Genomic DNA, 18,863 nt, shown 5'->3' with positions numbered 1-18,863 from the left:
TTCCAATTCGTTAGGGGGCGGTGCCCGGCTCAGTCGATTTTCGGCACGGTAAAGCGGAATTCGCTGCCCTGGCCTGGCTGGCTTTCGGCATGCAGTTTACCGCCATGGGCCTGGACAATCCCCTTGGAAATGTACAACCCCAGCCCGGTGCCGTTCGGGTTGCCCTCCTTGGTCGTCCAGTAGCGCTCGAAAACATGAGGCAACTGCTCTGGCGCAATCCCTTCACCGGTGTCGCGGACGCTGAATACGATCTCGTTCCCGACGGACATCGCACTGATGCCCACGGAGCCCTGCTGCGGGGTGAACTTGATGGCGTTGCCGATCAGGTTGGACAGCACCTGGAATAGCCGCTCGGGGTCGGCATTGATCCTCAGGTTCGGTTCGGCCTGGAAGGAGATGTCGATGGCCTTGGCAGTGGCCAGCGGCGTCAGCAGCGAGCAGGCGTCTTCGAAGATCTGGCTGACGTCCATCGGCTGGGGATTGATGGTGTAGCGCCCGGCGTCGATGCGCGAGGTGTCGAGCAGGTCCTCCAGCAGGGCATTCATGCGGCTGGTAGCCTGTTGCATGGTGTCGATGGCTGAGGCGATACGCTTGGAGCTGTGGGAACCGTCGGAGCTGAAGGCCTTTTGCATCATGCCGCACAGCATGGAAATGACCGTCATCGGGCTGCGCAGGTCATGGGACACCACGGCCACCAGTTCATCGCGGGCCTGCACGGCCAGGCGCTCCTTGTGCACCTGGCGGGCCAGGTCGTTTTCCAAGGCCGAGCGCCGCAAGTCGTTGGCGGCGAACAGATCGCCATGGGTCCATTTGGTACTGATGCCGGCCATTTCGACTTTCCAGATCTCGAAAGACGTCCGGGGCCGCAGGCGCAGCCCGGTCTCGTGGCTTTCCAGGTCCAGGGGTTTCTGTGGGTCGCCGCTCCATTGGAGGGTTTGCTTGACCTCGGGGCGGAACCACAGCACGCCGTTTTCCACAGGCTTGGGCAAGTGGATCGCCAGTACGCCGCTCGCCACGTCCTGATATGCCTGGGCCGCAGGGAACACGCTGCTCAGGTTGTGGTGAGAGAACACCGGCTTGCCGGTTTCCAGGATCCATTTGTGCAGCTCGCGGATCTGCTCCGGCTCCGGGCACTGGCCATGGCGGTGCAGTTTGTTGTCCTCGAGAATCGCGACGCCACTGGCGCCGGTCAGCTCCATGAGGCGTCGCGGCTCGTGGGACAAACCATCGAAGACGTTGTCGCTGGACTCGGCCATCATCGCGGCGAGGACCTTGAGGTCTTCCAGCTTGGCGTCCCGTTGCCGAGTCAGTTCCAGGGCTTGCATGGCGCTGATCTGCAATGACAGCACCTGGCCGATGGTCTGGCAGGCCATGCGCATTTCATGGGGCACCAGCAGTGGTTGGCGATTGCCGCAACTGATCAGCCCCCACAAGCGTTCGCCCTCCATCAACGAGATGCTCATGGACGACAGCACGCCCATGTTTTTCATGTACTGGCGGTGGATCGGCGAGACGCTGCGCAGTGTGGCAAAACTCAGGTCCAGAGGCGCCTGGGTGTCGGGCCGCAACTCCGGAATCAGCGGCACCGGCGTGTAGTCGGCGTTGGGGATGATCCGTAGCCAGTTGATGCGATACAGCTCGCGCGCCTGTTCGGGAATATCCGACGCCGGGAAAAACAGGCCCTTGTAGAGCTCCATCGACGGCGCGCTGGCCTCGGCAATCACTTGGCCGTGGCCTTCTTCCTCGAAGCGATAGATCAGCACCCGGTCGTAACCGGTCATGGCCTGGATTTCTCGCACACTGATTTCGTACAGGGCCTGGAGGGTTTTCGCACTTTGCAGGCGTTGCAACATGCGGCCCATGTTGGCCTCGCCGCTGACCCCTTCGGGGCGATAGTCGCTCAGGTGCTGTTCCAATTCGATTATCAGGGCGCCCTGATGGCGATGCACCAGGGCGTCGAAGCGTTGCTGGTTCACGACAATGGCCACGGGCGCGTTGTCGCTTTCCGGGGCGGCGCGACAGGCGATGAGGATCGCCTCGGCCTGTTCCAGTCCCAACAGGGCGTCGAGTGTCTGGCCCAGCAGTCTGTGGGGATCCTGCGCCATCAATTGCAACACGTTGGCGCTGACCTGACGGATCACGAAATCGGGCTCGGACAGCATCAGCAACACGCCATGAGGCTGGATGGTCCCGGGAAAGCGAATCGGTTCGTCTGCGCAATTGGCCAGCAGTTCTTCGAAGGCTTCCTGGTTTTCCGTGTTCATAACAATACCTTTTGGCTGTCCAGCCAGTGTTCAAAATGAGAGAACGTCGCCTTGGCAGCGTGTGTGACTTCGAACACCTGGGCCTCGCCAAGGTTCCTGTCGTCCAGGTATTGGAGGAAATCCTTCCAGCGTCGGCCAGTGAGTTCGCCATACACGTTGAGGAAGGCTGCTCCGCTAGCGGCGTCCAGTCCGAGCTTCTCGGCCACCCTGCGCCGCAGGATCTGCCCCCCAAGCGTTGCACCTTCCAGCACATAGGACACGCCGAGTGCGGCGGCACGGGAGTCGATCAGCGGTAACGCCTGGCAGGTGGGCAGCGCGTCGATAGCGGCCTCTTCCAGGCCCAGTGCCGTGAGATCCGCCCGCAGCACCGGAAGTTTGATCCGTAGGGATTGGTCCAGCCCGGTCGGCGTTAGTGCAAGTACATGAAGACGTTGTTCCAACGGTTGATAGAAACCGTAGTAGGCCGCCATCAGTCGCCGATACAGGTCGAAGTCCAGCTGTTCGGAGAAAAACGGCAGGCGTTTTTCCAAGGCGATGTGCAGTTCAGCGGTTTCGGTCCGCAATGCCTGGATCAGAGAAGGGTAGGGAGCGGCCGATGACATGCAGGATAGAGTTCTTTGACTGGAGCGTTGCTGAAAGAAACGCATAAATCTTACATGGGTTTTTGGGTATGCAGTCATCGGGTGTCGGCCCTCATATCCTCAAGTCGCTGCGCCTCAAGTCGCGCGCGTTCGCGATCCAGCTCATTGCACAGCTCTTCTTCCGAGGGGAGCACCAGCTTGTATTGGCTGGCGAACAATTGTTCATTGCCCTGCAATACGGAGTAACGCACCACCGATTCGTCTTTCTGGGCGCACAGAATGATGCCGACGGTGGGTTTGTCATCGGGGCCGCGCTTGAGGTCGTCGTAGAGGCGCACATACATGTCCATCTGCCCGATGTCCTGATGGCTCAGCTCGCCACGCTTCAGGTCGACGATTACAAAACACTTGAGCAGATAGTTGTAGAAGACCAGGTCGAGGTAGAAGTCTTTGCTTTCGGTACTGATGCGTTGCTGGCGGGCGATGAAGGCGAAGCCCTTGCCCAACTCAAGCAGGAATCCCTGTAATTGGTCAATCAGGGCCTGTTCCAGTTCTGTTTCCAGAAGAGTGCCGGCATTGGGCAGCCCGAGAAACTCCAGCACCACCGGATCCCTGACGATATCCCTGGGGCCGAGGTTCAGTTCCTTGAGATTGACGAGGGCCTCCTGCTCCACCGCCGGCCTGTCGCGGCTGGCCAGCAGGCGTTCGTAATAGAAGGTACCGATCTGGCGTTCCAGGGCGCGGGTGGACCAGTTTTGCGTTGCGGCTTCGTTCATATACCAATGACGTGCATTGTCATTTTCAACACGGAGTAGCAGGCGATAGTGGGTCCAACTCAATTCGTGACGCAGTGCGTCACACATTGGAAATGCCTGATAAAAAAGTCGCATATAGCGCAGATTAGACGCATCAAACCCCTTCCCAAACCGCGCCGTCAGCACGTTCGCCAGTGACGGCAGCAGACGTTTTCCATAAGCCGCCCGTTCGGCGCCTCCTTGTTCGAACTCAATGATATGTCGCCCGATCTGCCAGCATGTCTGCACCTGCAGAGTATCGACGGCGCGCAAGACCTTCTGGCGTGCCTGCTGGATCAATTGGCCGAGTTCACTGATCAGTGGGGCGAGCTGCGGGTCGTCTTGAGGTGAAATTGAAGTCATCGATGTGTCCAGCCATTGAGAGGGGGCGGACCCAAAGCATGCTCCAGAGGAAGTTTTGATGATGCAGGACCGGGCTGATTGGCCCGGAGGAAAAAAAGCTGATTCATGCAGGACGGATTTGACGCCGCCCTATGGCGATTGCCCCTGGCTTGTAGGAGCTATCCCAGGGGGTTGTCGTCCGGGAATGACGGTCAGATCGAGCCTTGGGCCAGTGCCTGGGACGCAGCCACATAATCGGCCTGGAATGGCTTGCTTTCCACCCAGTCCAGCGCGGTCTGCTCATCCACGCCCGTGGTCAGACGGCGGTATTCGATCAATGCGGTAATGATGAAGTCGGTCGCTTCTTCCTCACCTTCCTGTTCCAGCACCAGCGCCAGCAGGGGATGGCCCAGGAACGCTTCGCACAGCGCCTTCTGGCTGACCTTTTCGGCGGCACTCATGATTTGGAACAGCTCCGTCAGGTCCACGGTTTCCAGATCGATGCGCTCGTCGTTCGGGTCCAGGAAATCATTCGGCGCAGCAGCACGCCGAGTGCGGTTCTGCTTGGCTTTCGCCTTGGCGCGCTGGCTGCGCTTGTGCTGTTTGTTCGCCGATGACATGGTCGGATTCCTGATGGATAAGGCCATCTATCCTACAGCCTCAACGCCGACGCTTCGAATCTCAATCCACTATGAAGAGCGTGACCCCCGATGAAGTGGAGAAAGGAAACGCCGGGCAATAAAAAACCCCGATCAATTGCTTGATCGGGGTTTTCGGTATTTGGTGCCCAGAGACGGAATCGAACCGCCGACACGGGGATTTTCAATCCCCTGCTCTACCGACTGAGCTATCTGGGCAACGGGGCGCATTAAACGGGTTTTTCAGGGGGGCGTCAAGCAAGTTTTCAAAAAATATTTAACTATTACCGTCGCTTACGATTCGCCCCCGCGCTGAACAGCTCATTCGGATGGCGGTACGTAGCCTTCGGCCTTGGCGTAATCTTCGCCGGAAAAGTACTTGTCCATCTCGCCCTGAAGGTATTTGCGATCTTCGGCGTTCATCATGTTCAGGCGTTTTTCATTGATCAGCAGGGTCTGGTGTTTCTGCCAGTCGGCCCAGGCCTTGGCCGAAACATTGTCGTAGATGTCCTGGCCCTTGGCCCCTGGGAACGGCGCACGTTCCAGGCCTTCCAGTTCTTCTTTGTACTTGCGGCACATGATGGTGCGGGTCATTGCAACTCTCCTGCGTTCATTACGGCGGCCGCGCGTTCGAGCAAGGTTTTGACCGGGGCGGCAAGGCCCAGGCGCGGCGGGGTGGCGAGGTTATACCAGAGCCAGTCGGCCTCGGCCACGTGATGGCCGGTTTCCCGGACCCGGACCAGCCAGGGTTCGATCGCCAACTGGAAGTGACTGAAGGTATGCACCAGGCCTGGCATCTCGTGTTGGCTACCCAGTTCCAGCGAGTGTTGCAGGGCCAGGTGTTGCAGGTCGTCGAGGTCGTCGAGTTCCGGCAGGCTCCACAGCCCGCCCCATAGCCCGGTGGAAGGGCGACGGTAAAGCAGGATCGCGCCTTCGTGGTTGGCCAGCATTGGCATCAAGGTGCGCTTTTTCGGCACCTCTTTACGAGGCTTGGGAATCGGGTAGCGGGTTTCCAGGCCCAGCATATGAGCCTCGCAGCCCTGTTTCAGTGGGCAGAGCAGGCAACTGGGCTTGCTGCGGGTACAGAGTGTGGCGCCCAGGTCCATCATCGCCTGGGTGTAGGCGTTGACCCGGTCTTGCGGCGTGAAGCGCTCGGCGGTGGCCCACAGCTGTTTCGCCACCTTGGGTTCGCCCGGGTAGCCTTCCTGGGCGGTGAAGCGCGCCAGCACCCGCTTGACGTTGCCATCGAGGATCGGCGCCCGCAGGCCCATGCTGATGCTGGCGATGGCGCCGGCGGTGGACAGGCCGATCCCCGGCAACTCGGTGAGTTTTTCCACGTCCCGGGGGAATTCGCCGCCGTACTGCTCGACGACGATTTTCGCGGTTTTCTGCAAGTTGCGCGCGCGGGTGTAATAACCCAGCCCGGTCCACAGGTGCAGCACTTCGTCCTCCGGCGCGGCGGCCAGGGCTTGAACGGTGGGCAGCGAGGCCATGAACCGGTCGAAGTAGTTGAGCACGGTACTGACCTGGGTCTGTTGCAGCATGATTTCTGAGACCCACACCCGATAAGGGGTGATGTCTTGCTGCCAAGGCAAATCGTGGCGACCGTGGCGGTCGAACCAGTCCAGTACGGCGGTGGAAAATTGCTCGGCTCTCATCGCTTGAACAGCCCCTTGAGCGCGTCTTTCAGCTCGGGACTGACCTTGTCGCCGAGCTTCTCCTCGATCTTGTCGCCGAGGCGGTCGCCGGCCAGTTTCGCCGCGACCTTGCCCAGCCCGTCGTTGTCCAGGCGGCAGGCCTTCGCCCCCAGCTCCAGGGGACCGCGGCAGCGTAATGGCCATTCGACGTCGACGTAGCGTTCGTTGACCTGGCAGGCCGGGTCGGGCATGTCGCTCTTGTCGCCTTCGACGATGACGCCGACGCGGTAATCCATGCCCAGCACCCGCAGGTCGATATCGCCGTTGCCGTTGACGGTCATGCCGGGGACGCGGACTTTCAGGTCCGGGTTGTGGGCGACGCCGTTGGTGAAGGTGAGATTGCCGTTGAGTTGCTGGAACGGCGTGTCCTTGCCCCGGGGTTCGCCGCTGAGGGACTTGCGGTTGAGGGTGGCGATGCCTTTGCACAATTGCTGTTCGAGGTTGGCATTGAGCAGCACGCCATCGTTGATGACGAACCCGGCGTTGCCGTTGAGGCTGTCGATCAGGGCCTTCTGGCTATTACCGGTGGCGGTGATCGCACTGTTGACGGTGACCAGGCCTTTGACTGGCGGATTCTTGCCCTGGCTTTCGATGATCTTCTCGGCAGGGACCCGGTTGATGCGGGTTTGCAGGCTCAGCAGCGGGGTAGGTTGGCGCACGTCCAGGGTGCCCTTGGTTTCGAAGTTGCCGCTGTACAGATCGCCCCGCAGGTTCTCCAGGGTCAGCAGGCCGCCCAGGCCGGTGGCCTTGAGCGCGGCGTTCTGGATCGGCAGTTTATCCAGGGTCAGTTGCCCGAAGGTCAGGTCGGCATCGAGGTCCAGCTTGCTCAGGCGCTCCACCGGAAACAGTCGGTCGTTGCTCCAGGCACCCTGGGTCGGAGCACTCGGCAACGGTGTGCTGCCTGCACCAGCCATGGCGCTGGCTTCGGTATTGCTGACTTCGGCCTCGCGAGCCGCCTTGGAGCTGTCGGCTTCGGCGGATTTTGGCGGCAGGTAGCGGTCGACGTTGAACGTGTCGGCCTTGAGCTGCACGCGCAGGGCCTGCTTGGCAAAGTCTTCCACGGCGATACGACCGCTGAAGTTGCTGTCGTCGAGCTTCAGGTTGATGTCGTTGAATTCGACGCTGGTCGGCGTGCCGGCAATGCGGCTGGCCAGTTCGACCTTGCTCAGGCTGCCTTCGGCCATGGCCGGCAGCGTCTGGCCGATGCTGTCGACGAAGTTCGCCAGGTCGAACTGGGCAATCGACAGGCCGCCATTCAATTGTGGGGTCTTGTCGAGGTCGTTGACCTTCAGTTCACCCAATGCGCGCAGCTGGTTGAGGGACAGCTTGATGCCGGTCCATTCGGCGACGTTGGCTGCCTTGTCCAGGAACAGCTGGCCTTGGGCCGCGAAGTTCAGTGACTTGCCCTGCAAGGGGTCGCCCGTGGCTTCGCCGGACAGTTTCAGGTCTTCGAACTTGTAGCGCTGCAAGGCGCGTTCGTAGCGCAGTTCGCCGGTGACCTCGGTGCGCACGCGCACGGCCGGTTGGTTGCTGGACAGGAACGCGGTCAGGGTAACCGGGATGTTGGTGGAGTCGTGGACCGGGCCGGTGCTCAGCTGGATGCTTTCGGCGGTGAACAGCTTGCCGGTCCGCTCGTCGGTGTATTCGACCCGGGCGTTGTTCACCGTCAGGCTGTCGATGTCCAGGCGGGTCGGCTGGGCCGGTTTTTCCGCCGGGGCACTGGTGGTGGGAGCGGACGGTTCCGTCGTCGCTGGCGCGTTCGCCGTCGTCGCCGAGGCCGGCACCTTGCCGATGTCCTCCCAGTTACCATGGCCGTTCTTGTCACGGTTGAGCCGCAGGTTCAGGCCTTCGACACGCACATCGCTCATCTGCACTTCCCGGCGCAGCAGTGGGAGCACCCGGACCGAAAGACCGAGCATCTGCAGGTCGGCGAAAGGTTGGGTCGGATTGGCCAGGGTCGCGACGCTGGCATCGTGCAATTCCAGACCCAGCCATGGAAACAGGCTCCAGCCGATATCGCCATTGAGGGTCAGCTCGATGTGGGCCTTGTCGCGGGCTATCTGGCGGATCTCTTCCTTATAGTCGTTGGGATCGAACAGGTGGGTCAGGGCAAAGCCCAGGGCCACGATGATCAGCAACAGCCCGAGAAGTACCAGACCCAGGATTTTGCCGAACGCTTTCATGGGCGAATCCTTGTAGGTTGAGTTCAAAATTTAGCCTGGGAGTATAACGCTGTGGATTGCCGGTGCGTTGGGCGATCGCTTTTCGATCCTTCGTCGCCAGCCAGGCCATTGCTGTCCCGGCGCTCTGGTTTGCAGGCGCACGCCGGGACCAGTTTGCAGGCATGGCTGAAAAATAAACCGTTCGCCCCCTACAGAAAGCGAACAATAGTGCGATAAGACAGATGACACGAAAAAGGTGATATCACTTTGATTCTTCTGTTCGCGATCAAATGATAATCTTTGTCCGTTCGTCCGCCCTTCTGCGACTTGATGTCGCACACTATGGAGCTTCACCGGAAAATACAGCCATGCCGGCGTGCAATGAAGGCTGAGGGTGACGCTGTGGCTGACGGACCATTCCAATAACTGGGGGATACACAATGAGCACGAGCATCACGGCGGGCGGCGTCGCCGACCAGCCTGCGTTCCTCTCCAAGGAACGCATCATCGCCAAGCCCGGTTTCAACCGGTGGTTGGTTCCACCGGCCGCACTGGCCATTCACCTGTGCATCGGCATGGCCTACGGCTTCTCGGTGTTCTGGCTGCCACTGTCCAAGGCCTTGGGTATCACCAAGCCTGTGGCTTGTGCACAGGATATGAGTTTCATCTCGCAAGTCTTTTCGTCCCAATGTGACTGGCCGATCTCGATGCTCGGCTGGATCTACACCCTGTTCTTCATCTTCCTGGGTTGCTCGGCAGCCATCTGGGGTGGCTGGCTGGAACACGCCGGGCCACGCAAGGCCGGCGTCGTATCGGCCCTGTGCTGGTGCGGTGGCCTGCTGATTTCTGCGCTGGGTATCTATACCCATCAGATCTGGCTGATGTGGGTCGGTTCCGGGGTGATCGGTGGTATCGGCCTGGGCCTGGGCTATATCTCCCCGGTGTCGACCCTGATCAAGTGGTTCCCGGACAAGCGCGGCATGGCGACCGGCATGGCGATCATGGGCTTCGGCGGTGGTGCGATGGTCGGTGCTCCGCTGGCCGCGGCGCTGATGAACCATTTCGCTTCGCCGACGGGCGTGGGCGTATGGCAGAGCTTCCTGGTCATGGCCGCGATCTACTTCGTGTTCATGATCGGTGGCGCCTTGTCGTACCGCGTCCCGCCGACCGGCTGGAAGCCTGAAGGCTGGACCCCGGCGCCGAAGAAAGCCGCGAACGCGATGATCACCCATCGCCATGTCCACGTGAACGTGGCCTGGAAAACCCCGCAATTCCGTCTGGTATGGCTGGTGCTGTGCCTGAACGTATCGGCCGGTATCGGCATCCTGGGCATGGCTTCGCCTCTGTTGCAGGAAGTGTTCGGTGGCAAGTTGCTCGGCAACGACCTGCCGTTCGGCCAGCTGGACGCTACGCAACTGGGCCAGATCGCGGCCATCGCGGCCGGCTTCACCGGTCTGTTGAGCTTGTTCAACATCGGCGGTCGGTTCTTCTGGGCGTCCTTCTCGGATTACCTGGGTCGTAAAAACACCTATTTCGTGTTCTTCGCCCTGGGCTTTGCCCTGTACGCGCTGATCCCGAACCTGGGTCACCTGGGCAGCGTCGCGCTATTCGTGGCGGCCTTCTGCATCATCCTGTCGATGTACGGCGGCGGTTTCGCCACCGTGCCGGCCTACCTGGCGGACCTGTTCGGTACGCAAATGGTCGGTGCAATCCACGGTCGCCTGCTGACCGCCTGGGCTGCGGCGGGCGTGCTGGGTCCGGTGTTGGTGAACTACCTGCGTGAATATCAACTGAGCATCGGCGTTGAACGCGCCGCGGCCTATGACATCACCTTGTACATCCTCGCTGGCCTGCTGGTGCTGGGCTTCCTGTGCAACCTGATGGTCCGTCCGGTCGCCGACAAGTACTTCATGACCGACGCCGAACTGGCCGCCGAACAGGCGCTGGGCCACGACAAGGGTGCCGACAGCACCACGTCGCTGGAGTGGAAAGCCGCGCCGGGCACCAAGCTCATGGCGATCGCCGCCTGGCTGGTGGTGGGCATTCCGTTGGCGTGGGGTGTGTGGGTGACCCTGCAGAAGACGGCGGTGCTGTTCCGCTAAGACCGTTGCCCTGACCCATCGGCCAGGGCAACCCTTGTGGGAGCGGGCTTGTGTGGGAGCGAGCTTGCTCGCGATGAGGGTATGTCAGTCGACATCATGGTTGGCTGACCCACCGCCATCGCGAGCAAGCTCGCTCCCACAGTCGTTTTGGGTGATGGCAAAGGCTTGTATGGACATGTCTATCACCGACAGCCCGGGATTCAGCCCGTCAGTGATGTCACCTCTTGTGTTTCTGTTTGCCGCTCGCGCCCCTATAATGGCTGCCTTTTTCGCCCAATGATTTTGCGGAGCTGGTGATGGCCGAACGTAAGGCGTCTGTCGAGCGCGACACTCTGGAAACCCAGATCAAAGCCTCGATCAACCTGGATGGCACCGGAAAGGCCCGGTTTGATATCGGCGTGCCTTTTCTTGAGCACATGCTGGACCAGATCGCCCGTCACGGGCTGATCGACCTGGACATCGTCAGCAAGGGCGACCTGCATATCGACGACCACCATACGGTGGAAGACGTGGGTATCACCTTGGGCCAGGCCTTTACCAAAGCCATCGGCGACAAGAAGGGCATCCGTCGCTACGGCCATGCCTACGTGCCGCTCGATGAAGCGCTGTCGCGGGTGGTCATCGACTTCTCCGGCCGCCCGGGCCTGCAGATGCACGTGCCGTATACCCGTGCCACCGTCGGCGGTTTCGACGTCGACCTGTTCCAGGAATTCTTCCAGGGCTTCGTCAACCACGCCAACGTGACCCTGCACATCGACAACCTGCGCGGGCACAACACCCACCACCAGATCGAAACCGTGTTCAAAGCTTTCGGCCGCGCGCTGCGCATGGCCGTCGAGCTCGATGACCGCATGGCCGGCCAGATGCCTTCCACCAAGGGCGTCCTGTAATGCAGACGGTCGCGGTTATCGACTACGGCATGGGCAACCTGCACTCGGTGGCCAAGGCCCTCGAGCACGTGGGCGCCGGCAAGGTGCTGATCACCAGCGATGCCGACGTGATTCGCGAAGCCGACCGGGTGGTGTTCCCCGGCGTCGGCGCGATTCGTGATTGCATGGCCGAGATTCGTCGCCTGGGCTTCGACAAACTGGTGCACGAAGTCAGCCTGGATCGTCCGTTCCTCGGCATTTGCGTGGGCATGCAGGCCTTGCTCGACCGCAGCGAAGAGAACGACGGTGTCGATTGCATCTCGCTGTTCCCGGGCCAGGTGAAGTTCTTTGGCAAGGACCTGCACGAAGACGGCGAGCACTTGAAGGTCCCGCACATGGGCTGGAACGAAGTGAAGCAGACGGTGGATCACCCGCTGTGGCACAACATTCCGGACCTGGCGCGCTTCTATTTCGTGCACAGCTACTACATCGCCGCCGGCAATGCACGGCAGGTGGTGGGCAGCGGTCACTATGGCGTCGATTTCGCCGCGGCCCTGGCCGATGGTTCGCGCTTCGCCGTGCAGTTCCACCCGGAGAAGAGCCATACCCATGGCCTGCAACTGTTGCAGAACTTCGCGGCGTGGGACGGGCGCTGGTAATGGCCCGCAAGAAACCGCCGATCCTCACCCTCACGCCCGAGCAGGAGAGTGAAGCGAACCGCAAGATCCAGCGGTTCATGGAGGAGCGTTTCGAACTGGACCTGGGTTCGTTCGAAGCGGCGGAAATTCTTGACCTGTTTACCCGCGAAATTGCGCCGCACTATTACAACAGGGCGATTTTCGATGTGCAGACGCACCTTAAAGAAAGGTTCGACAGCATTGAAAGCGACTTGTGGGCGCTCGAGAAAAATTGATTTTCGAGCCAAGCTGAATATTCGTATTTGAAGGTTTGCCAGATGCTGATTATCCCCGCTATCGATCTCAAGGACGGCGCTTGCGTACGTCTGCGTCAGGGCCGCATGGAAGACTCCACGGTGTTTTCCGATGACCCGGTGAGCATGGCCGCCAAGTGGGTGGAGGGTGGCTGCCGTCGCCTGCATCTGGTCGACCTCAATGGCGCCTTCGAAGGGCAGCCGGTCAATGGCGAGGTGGTGACGGCCATTGCCAAGCGCTATCCGAACCTGCCGATCCAGATCGGCGGCGGCATTCGCTCGCTGGAAACCATCGAGCACTACGTCAAGGCCGGCGTGAGCTACGTGATCATCGGCACCAAGGCGGTGAAGGAGCCTGAGTTCGTTGCCGAAGCGTGCCGCGCGTTCCCGGGCAAGGTCATCGTTGGCCTCGACGCCAAGGACGGTTTTGTCGCCACCGACGGTTGGGCCGAAGTCAGCACCGTGCAGGTGATCGACCTGGCCAAGCGTTTCGAAGCCGACGGCGTGTCTGCCATCGTCTACACCGACATCGCCAAAGACGGCATGATGCAGGGCTGCAATGTCCCGTTCACCGCCGCCCTGGCTGCCGCCACCAAGATTCCGGTGATCGCCTCCGGTGGCATCCACAACCTGGGTGACATCAAGGCACTGCTCGACGCCAAGGCGCCGGGCATCATCGGAGCGATCACCGGTCGCGCGATCTACGAAGGCACCCTGGACGTCGCCGAGGCCCAGGCCTTCTGCGACTCCTACAAAGGCTGAGGACTCACCATGGCGCTGGCCAAACGCATCATCCCTTGCCTGGACGTGGACAACGGCCGGGTGGTCAAGGGTGTGAAGTTCGAGAACATCCGTGACGCCGGCGACCCGGTGGAAATCGCCCGTCGCTACGACGAACAGGGTGCGGACGAGATCACCTTCCTCGACATCACGGCCAGCGTCGACGGCCGCGATACCACCCTGCACACCGTCGAGCGCATGGCCAGCCAGGTGTTCATCCCGCTGACCGTGGGCGGTGGCGTGCGCACCGTGCAGGACATCCGCAACCTGCTCAATGCCGGTGCGGACAAGGTGTCCATCAACACCGCGGCAGTGTTCAACCCGGAATTTGTCGGCGAAGCGGCCCAGCACTTCGGCTCGCAGTGCATTGTCGTGGCCATCGATGCCAAGAAAGTCTCCGGCCCGGGCGAAACCCCGCGTTGGGAAATCTTCACCCACGGCGGTCGCAAGCCCACGGGCCTGGACGCCGTCGAATGGGCGAAGAAGATGGAAGGCCTGGGCGCCGGTGAAATCCTGCTGACCAGCATGGACCAGGACGGCATGAAAAACGGCTTCGACCTGGGCGTCACCCGCGCCATCAGCGATGCCCTGGGCATTCCGGTGATCGCTTCCGGCGGTGTCGGCAACTTGCAGCACCTGGCCGACGGTATCATCGAGGGGCACGCCAGCGCGGTCCTGGCGGCGAGCATCTTCCACTTCGGCGAGTACACCGTGCCGGAGGCCAAGGCCTACATGGCCCAGCGTGGGATTGTCATTCGCTGAGCCGGCGCCGACAAAGCCGGTGCCTTGAATCAGGAAGCCGCCGGAGCGGCATCTCGCGAGCCTGTCGTGGGCTTCAAGATGTCGATCCTCGGTTCGGATGCCTGTCCTGATTTGTCGTAGGCGATCGTGCAGAGTTTCACCGGCAGTTTTGCATCGTCAAACCGGAGCTCCAGGTAGGTGTGGGTTGCGTATTCGGCGTCCTTCGAGCAATCCGTGCTCTCTACCGGACCGAACTTGACGGCGTAGCTCTCATGTTTTTCGGTACGAGCCAACTCAACGGTGACGCCGGTGGTGATCGATAAATCGGGTTGCGCCGTGGGAATGTCATCCAGGATTTCCACCGGGAGAGACAGGCTGTTCTTGATGAGTCCGAATTCAGCGCCTTGGGCGGCGGAATCGACACCGAGGATGCATAGGAAATAGAAACCGGGCCGGTTACCGATCTCGGAATTTATGAAACTGTCGTCGGCACTGATCGCATCACTGTAGTGGTGGCCGCTTTCGCACTCCTTTGCGGTGCGGACGGTTTTATAGCGATAAAACGCCGTGTTGATGGAAAATCGGTAATCCCAAGTTGGAATGTGCACCGTGCCGTCGTCTCTTTTCTTCAGCTTCCTGTACCTTGCCGGAGCATCCGAGTCAGCGCTCACGGTAAAGGCCGGATAGAGCGAGCAAGATGCAGACGCGTCGCTGGCCAGATGGCCTCGTATGAAGCAGCCATTGAGAAGAACCGTGGGGTTCCCGTATATATTTTCCGAAATCGCCTTGTAGCTATCGCCTATTCGCGTGCAGGGCGCGTCTTCGTCGCATGGAACCAGGCCGGCAGTCAGGTTGCCGGTGCCTATCACGCCGATGATCTCGTTTGAATAGCGATCGAGAATGGGCCCTCCTGAACTGCCTCCCGCTATGTCCTGGCAGCGAGTCATCAAGTTACTTCGCCATACCCATGGGCCTTCAATGATTTCCTGGGCGGGTTGCAAGGTGCAGGCGGCCATGCGCAACGTGGCATTCTCGAAACCGAGCGGGGCGCTCACAACCAAGACATCAGTGTCGTAGGCCGGTTTTTGCCGGGCCAGTTCCAATGGCTGTATCCCTTCGCTGATGAGTTCCTGAAGGCTGGTGGCCAACTCGACGATGGCCAGATCAACACCTTGCATGCTGCGCCACGCGACTTTTTTCAGGGAATAGGTTTTGAATTGGGCCGTGTCGGCAAAGTAATCGAACTGCATGATTCCGCTCACCGGCTTATCGGTCACGATGTTGCCATTGCCCTTTTCGATACAGTGTCCCGAGGTGATTACATAGGCAGGGGTTGGTCCGGTTACCGAGGGTTCACGCGTGTCGAGAAGCGTAGCGGTACAGGAGCCGTTGATGTAAAGGCGCCCGATACCTCGCCAGTGGTTGTGTGATCCATCGGCATTTTCAAGGACCTTCGAGGCCGTGAAGTTCTGCATGTTTTCGCCGTAATCCAGGGGTTGTGCGATAGCGTTTGGAGCCTGCGAGTAAAGCGCGCCAACCAGCAGGAAAGAGAGTGTTCTCATCGGATAATGTCTCTGATTAATTGAATGGAACCGGCAACGGCCGGGGTTTTCAATTAATCAGTCGCAGGCGTGCGGATGGCGGTAATTAGTTACCTCAGTTGCAACCTCACGAACTTCTATTCTGAGGAGTCGAAGCGTCACGAAAGTAACGGGCGGTGGACATGTTTGCAGGCCCAAGGCACTCTTGGGTACACCATGGATTGCGGTAGCCCGACATGCTCAAACGCCTCGTTCTTGCCTTTGCCGGTGCCACGTTGCTGCTCGCAGGCACTGTCCGTGCCGCTGATACATCGCTGGTGTTGCTGACGGAAAACTTCCCCCCGTACAACATGGCCAAGAACGGCAAGAACTTCGCCCAGGACGAGAACATCCATGGCATTGCCGTGGACATCGTCCGCGAAATATTCAAGCGCGCCGATATCTCCTACAGCCTGACGCTACGTTTCCCCTGGGAGCGCATCTACAAACTCGCCCTGGAAAATCCGGGTTACGGTGTGTTTGTCATGGCGCGGTTGCCGGAGCGTGAAAAGCTTTTCAAATGGGTTGGCCCCATCGGTCCGGACGACTGGATCATGCTCGCCAAGGCCGACAGCAAGATCGCGCTCGACTCGCTGGAGCAGGCGCGTCAATACAAGATCGGTGCCTACAAGGGCGACGCAATCGCCGAGACGCTGGCCAAGCAGGGGCTCAAGCCGATTGTCGTGTTGCGCGATCAGGACAACGCCAGGAAACTGGTCAACGGCCAGATCGACCTGTGGGCCACCGGGGACCCGGCCGGGCGTTACCTGGCGCGCCAGGAAGGGGTGAACGATCTCAAGACCGTGCTGCGCTTCAACAGTGCCGAGCTGTACCTGGCCTTGAACAAGGACGTGCCCGATGACGTGGTCGCCCGGCTTCAGGCTGCCTTGGATGAGCTCCGCAAGGAAGGGGCGGTGGACGCGATCATGGCGCGGTATCTCTGACCCCTGGAACAAACCTGTGGGAGCGAGCTTGCTCGCGAAAGCGGTGGGTCAGCTTGCAGAAGATGTTGGATGTGCCGCCGTCATCGCGAGCAAGCTCGCTCCCACAGGGGGGCGCTGTAAGCACCAATCTTGTGCCCGATGCAGAACCGTTGTGGGAGCGAGCTTGCTCGCGAAAGCGGTGGGTCAGCTTGCAGAGATGTTGGATGTGTCGCCGTCATCGCGAGCAAGCTCGCTCCCACAGGGGATCTGCTGTGAACGCCAACCTTGTGCCCGATGCAGAACCGTTGCGGGAGCGAGCCTGCTCGCGATGGCGGCGACGCGGTCGTCGCCTACCGATAAACCCCATCCTTCCCATGCCCAGCCATCGCCCGATTGCTGCGCAGGCTGATCATCGACTTGATGTCGATCCATTCGATGCCCTGGGCCTTGAGCTTGGGTAGCTCGCGCTCGAGTACCGCCAGGGTCTGCGGATAGGGATGGCCGATCATCACGGCCGAGCCTTGTCGGCGGGCCAGGTCGATGGCGGTTTGCAGCTGTTGGGCGATGGCGGTTTCGGTGCGCTCGTCGTCCAGGAACACATCCCGCGACACACTGGCGAGGCCGATCTTTTGCGCTTCGGCGGCGGCGACGGTCTGGGCGCTGGTGCGGCTGTCGACAAAAAACTTGTGGCGTTGCTGCAAGTTCGCCATCAGCCACGCCATGGCCTCGGGCTGGGCGGTCATGCGGCTGCCCATGTGGTTGTTGATCCCGCTGGTGTAGGGCACGGCGGCGAACGCGGCGTCGAGGCGCTTGCCCAGTTCTTCGATGGACAGGTCCGGATGCCAGGCGAACGGCCCGGTGGCCGGGTCCATGGGCATGTGCAGCATGACCAGCTTGCCGGCGCGATGGGCTTCGCGGGCGAATTCGGCGGCGTGGGGTGTGTCGGGCATGATCGCGGTGGTGACCGGCCCGGGGAGGGCCAGCACCCGACGGTCCCGAGGCAGGTTTTGCCCCAGGTCGTCGATGATCAGGCTCAGGTACGCCTTGTGGGGCGAAGAGGGCGTGGCGGGCGCCGCGTTAACGGCCCCCGCCAGCAGGCACAGCAGGAAGAAGGTGAAACGCAGGCCCATCTCAGCGGCCGGACGTGATGTTCAACCCTTTGAGCAAGCTCAAGGCCTGGGCCAACTGATAGTCGTCATCCTGGGGCATTGGCTTGGCCTTGGCGCCGGAACCGGTCGGTTTGTCGGCGCCGCCGTTGCCGTTGCCCAGGTGCCCTTGCAGGTCGGCTTCCTTGAAGTACTCGCTGTCCTGCTCGTTGGTGATCTTGGCCTTGCGCACTTCGATGTCCGGGACAATGCCCTGGGCCTGGATGGAACGGCCGTTGGGCGTGAAGTACAGCGCGGTGGTGATCTTCAGGGCGCGGTCGTTGTTCAGTGGCAACACGGTCTGTACCGAACCCTTGCCGAAACTGGTGGTGCCCATGACCACACCGCGCTTCTGGTCCTGCAGGGCGCCGGCGACAATTTCCGAAGCCGACGCGCTGCCGCCGTTGATCAGCACCACCAGTGGCACGGCTTCGCTCAAGTCGTTGCCAGTGGCCGAGAAGCGCAACTCGGAATTGGCGATGCGGCCCTTGGTGTAGACGATCAGGCCCTTGGTGATGAAGTGATCCACCACTTCCACGGCTGATTGCAGCACGCCGCCGGGGTTGTTGCGCAGGTCCAGGACCAGGCCGTTGAGTTTCTTGCCGTTGTCCTTGCGCATCTTGGCCAGGGCCTTGGCGACTTCTTCGCCGGTCTTGACCTGGAACTGGGTGATGCGGATGTAGCCGTAGCCCGACTCCAGCAACTGGCTTTTCACGCTCTTGACCTGGATGACCGCCCGCGTGAGGGTCACGTCGAACGGTGTGCCACCGTCGCGTACCAGGGTCAGGGTGATCTTCTGGCCGATCTTGCCGCGCATCTTGTCCACGGCTTCGCTCATGCTCTGGCCGCGGGTCGGCTGGCCGTTGATCTTGACTATGAAGTCACCGGCCTGGATGCCGGCCTTGGAAGCAGGCGTGTCGTCGATTGGCGAGACCACCTTGACGAAGCCGTCTTCGCTGCCGACCTCGATGCCCAGGCCGCCAAACTCGCCGCTGGTGCTTTCCTGCAGCTCGGCGAAATCTTCCGGGCCCAGGTATGCCGAGTGCGGGTCAAGGTTGCTGAGCATGCCCTTGATGGCGTTCTCCAGCAGCATCTTGTCATCTACCGGTTCCACGTAGGCGGCCTTGATCCGGTCCATGACCTCGGCAAAGGTGCGCAGTTCGTCCAGCGGCAGCGGCGCCTTGGTGGTTGCGGCGGTTGCGGCGGGGACTGACGGGGCCGGTTCGGCGGCGAAAGCCAGGGGGGCACCGATCACGAGGGCGATCGTCAGGGCCAGCGAGGTAAGGCGGGACAAATGCAGCATGTCGAACGAAC

At 61.0% G+C, this 18,863-nt stretch carries 17 protein-coding genes and 1 tRNA gene; 7 read left to right on the top strand and 11 right to left on the bottom strand.

Annotation, left to right across the window (positions count from 1 at the left end):
- Positions 1-29: 29 nt before the first annotated feature.
- From BM321_RS13505 to BM321_RS13470, 8 genes are all read right to left on the bottom strand, one after another.
- The gene (locus tag BM321_RS13505) at positions 30-2,264 is read right to left on the bottom strand and encodes an ATP-binding protein (RefSeq protein ID WP_092442830.1); all 2,235 of its coding nucleotides are present in this window, start codon (positions 2,262-2,264) and stop codon (positions 30-32) included.
- Positions 2,261-2,866: a biliverdin-producing heme oxygenase gene (locus tag BM321_RS13500; protein WP_092442829.1), complete on the bottom strand. Its 606-nt coding sequence runs from the start codon at positions 2,864-2,866 to the stop codon at positions 2,261-2,263. The genes BM321_RS13505 and BM321_RS13500 overlap by 4 nt, the downstream gene beginning before the upstream one ends.
- Positions 2,867-2,940: 74 nt before the next feature.
- A complete protein-coding gene (locus tag BM321_RS13495) occupies positions 2,941-4,002 on the bottom strand; it encodes a PDDEXK nuclease domain-containing protein (RefSeq protein WP_092442828.1) in 1,062 nt (353 codons plus the stop codon).
- Positions 4,003-4,193: 191 nt separating this feature from the next.
- On the bottom strand, positions 4,194-4,601 hold the full coding sequence (locus BM321_RS13490) for a hypothetical protein (protein ID WP_092442827.1): 408 nt from the start codon (positions 4,599-4,601) through the stop codon (positions 4,194-4,196).
- A gap of 161 nt (positions 4,602-4,762) precedes the next feature.
- Positions 4,763-4,838: transfer RNA gene (locus BM321_RS13485), tRNA-Phe, on the bottom strand.
- Positions 4,839-4,940: 102 nt separating this feature from the next.
- Positions 4,941-5,213 (bottom strand): oxidative damage protection protein, encoded by a 273-nt coding sequence (locus BM321_RS13480; protein ID WP_092201180.1) that lies wholly within the window; start codon positions 5,211-5,213, stop codon positions 4,941-4,943.
- Complete coding sequence (gene mutY, locus BM321_RS13475) at positions 5,210-6,277, bottom strand: A/G-specific adenine glycosylase (protein ID WP_072409095.1); 1,068 nt, start codon at positions 6,275-6,277, stop codon at positions 5,210-5,212. Before mutY ends, BM321_RS13480 begins: the two co-directional genes overlap by 4 nt.
- Positions 6,274-8,499 (bottom strand): AsmA family protein, encoded by a 2,226-nt coding sequence (locus tag BM321_RS13470; protein WP_092442826.1) that lies wholly within the window; start codon positions 8,497-8,499, stop codon positions 6,274-6,276. Before BM321_RS13470 ends, mutY begins: the two co-directional genes overlap by 4 nt.
- Before the next feature lie 419 nt (positions 8,500-8,918).
- On the opposite strand from BM321_RS13470, the gene BM321_RS13465 reads away from it, so the two are divergent.
- The 6 genes from BM321_RS13465 (at position 8,919) to hisF (ending at position 13,922) form a co-directional block, all read left to right on the top strand.
- Positions 8,919-10,580 carry an OFA family MFS transporter gene (locus BM321_RS13465; protein WP_092442825.1) on the top strand — a complete coding sequence of 554 codons (1,662 nt, stop codon included), beginning with the start codon at positions 8,919-8,921 and terminating at the stop codon, positions 10,578-10,580.
- Positions 10,581-10,876: 296 nt separating this feature from the next.
- Positions 10,877-11,470 (top strand): imidazoleglycerol-phosphate dehydratase HisB, encoded by a 594-nt coding sequence (gene hisB, locus BM321_RS13460; RefSeq protein ID WP_003186751.1) that lies wholly within the window; start codon positions 10,877-10,879, stop codon positions 11,468-11,470.
- Positions 11,470-12,108, top strand: a complete 639-nt coding sequence (hisH, locus tag BM321_RS13455; RefSeq protein WP_092442824.1) for an imidazole glycerol phosphate synthase subunit HisH — start codon at positions 11,470-11,472, stop codon at positions 12,106-12,108. The genes hisB and hisH overlap by 1 nt, the downstream gene beginning before the upstream one ends.
- Positions 12,108-12,362, top strand: coding sequence for a DUF2164 domain-containing protein (locus tag BM321_RS13450; protein ID WP_092201172.1), 255 nt, complete (start codon positions 12,108-12,110; stop codon positions 12,360-12,362). Before hisH ends, BM321_RS13450 begins: the two co-directional genes overlap by 1 nt.
- A gap of 42 nt (positions 12,363-12,404) precedes the next feature.
- Positions 12,405-13,142, top strand: a complete 738-nt coding sequence (gene hisA, locus BM321_RS13445) for a 1-(5-phosphoribosyl)-5-[(5-phosphoribosylamino)methylideneamino]imidazole-4-carboxamide isomerase (protein WP_060739613.1) — start codon at positions 12,405-12,407, stop codon at positions 13,140-13,142.
- 9 nt (positions 13,143-13,151) lie between these two features.
- Positions 13,152-13,922 carry an imidazole glycerol phosphate synthase subunit HisF gene (gene hisF, locus BM321_RS13440; protein WP_092333596.1) on the top strand — a complete coding sequence of 257 codons (771 nt, stop codon included), beginning with the start codon at positions 13,152-13,154 and terminating at the stop codon, positions 13,920-13,922.
- Between the two features lie 29 nt (positions 13,923-13,951).
- Here the strand turns inward: hisF and BM321_RS13435 are convergent, their stop codons facing one another.
- Complete coding sequence (locus BM321_RS13435; protein WP_092442823.1) at positions 13,952-15,463, bottom strand: trypsin-like serine peptidase; 1,512 nt, start codon at positions 15,461-15,463, stop codon at positions 13,952-13,954.
- A gap of 215 nt (positions 15,464-15,678) precedes the next feature.
- On the opposite strand from BM321_RS13435, the gene BM321_RS13430 reads away from it, so the two are divergent.
- Complete coding sequence (locus BM321_RS13430) at positions 15,679-16,425, top strand: substrate-binding periplasmic protein (protein ID WP_092442822.1); 747 nt, start codon at positions 15,679-15,681, stop codon at positions 16,423-16,425.
- Between the two features lie 329 nt (positions 16,426-16,754).
- Here the strand turns inward: BM321_RS13430 and BM321_RS13425 are convergent, their stop codons facing one another.
- Together BM321_RS13425 and BM321_RS13420 are read right to left on the bottom strand one after the other, a co-directional pair.
- A complete protein-coding gene (locus BM321_RS13425; protein ID WP_092442821.1) occupies positions 16,755-17,534 on the bottom strand; it encodes a divergent polysaccharide deacetylase family protein in 780 nt (259 codons plus the stop codon).
- 1 nt (position 17,535) lies between these two features.
- A complete protein-coding gene (locus tag BM321_RS13420) occupies positions 17,536-18,852 on the bottom strand; it encodes a S41 family peptidase (RefSeq protein ID WP_092442820.1) in 1,317 nt (438 codons plus the stop codon).
- Between the last annotated feature and the right edge of the window lie 11 nt (positions 18,853-18,863).

Source organism: Pseudomonas sp. NFIX10 (assembly GCF_900111955.1).
Taxonomy (GTDB): domain Bacteria; phylum Pseudomonadota; class Gammaproteobacteria; order Pseudomonadales; family Pseudomonadaceae; genus Aquipseudomonas; species Aquipseudomonas fluorescens_AA.
The sequence above is the reverse complement of the archived record's forward strand: the minus strand, read 5'-3'. Positions and strand labels throughout refer to the sequence as shown.

Coding starts and splice junctions, on each gene's coding strand:
- BM321_RS13505 (WP_092442830.1), bottom strand. CDS start 2,264: ATGAACACGGAAAACCAGGAAGCCTTCGAAGAACTGCTGGCCAATTGC.
- BM321_RS13500 (WP_092442829.1), bottom strand. CDS start 2,866: ATGTCATCGGCCGCTCCCTACCCTTCTCTGATCCAGGCATTGCGGACC.
- BM321_RS13495 (WP_092442828.1), bottom strand. CDS start 4,002: ATGACTTCAATTTCACCTCAAGACGACCCGCAGCTCGCCCCACTGATC.
- BM321_RS13490 (WP_092442827.1), bottom strand. CDS start 4,601: ATGTCATCGGCGAACAAACAGCACAAGCGCAGCCAGCGCGCCAAGGCG.
- BM321_RS13480 (WP_092201180.1), bottom strand. CDS start 5,213: ATGACCCGCACCATCATGTGCCGCAAGTACAAAGAAGAACTGGAAGGC.
- mutY (WP_072409095.1), bottom strand. CDS start 6,277: ATGAGAGCCGAGCAATTTTCCACCGCCGTACTGGACTGGTTCGACCGC.
- BM321_RS13470 (WP_092442826.1), bottom strand. CDS start 8,499: ATGAAAGCGTTCGGCAAAATCCTGGGTCTGGTACTTCTCGGGCTGTTG.
- BM321_RS13465 (WP_092442825.1), top strand. CDS start 8,919: ATGAGCACGAGCATCACGGCGGGCGGCGTCGCCGACCAGCCTGCGTTC.
- hisB (WP_003186751.1), top strand. CDS start 10,877: ATGGCCGAACGTAAGGCGTCTGTCGAGCGCGACACTCTGGAAACCCAG.
- hisH (WP_092442824.1), top strand. CDS start 11,470: ATGCAGACGGTCGCGGTTATCGACTACGGCATGGGCAACCTGCACTCG.
- BM321_RS13450 (WP_092201172.1), top strand. CDS start 12,108: ATGGCCCGCAAGAAACCGCCGATCCTCACCCTCACGCCCGAGCAGGAG.
- hisA (WP_060739613.1), top strand. CDS start 12,405: ATGCTGATTATCCCCGCTATCGATCTCAAGGACGGCGCTTGCGTACGT.
- hisF (WP_092333596.1), top strand. CDS start 13,152: ATGGCGCTGGCCAAACGCATCATCCCTTGCCTGGACGTGGACAACGGC.
- BM321_RS13435 (WP_092442823.1), bottom strand. CDS start 15,463: ATGAGAACACTCTCTTTCCTGCTGGTTGGCGCGCTTTACTCGCAGGCT.
- BM321_RS13430 (WP_092442822.1), top strand. CDS start 15,679: ATGCTCAAACGCCTCGTTCTTGCCTTTGCCGGTGCCACGTTGCTGCTC.
- BM321_RS13425 (WP_092442821.1), bottom strand. CDS start 17,534: ATGGGCCTGCGTTTCACCTTCTTCCTGCTGTGCCTGCTGGCGGGGGCC.
- BM321_RS13420 (WP_092442820.1), bottom strand. CDS start 18,852: ATGCTGCATTTGTCCCGCCTTACCTCGCTGGCCCTGACGATCGCCCTC.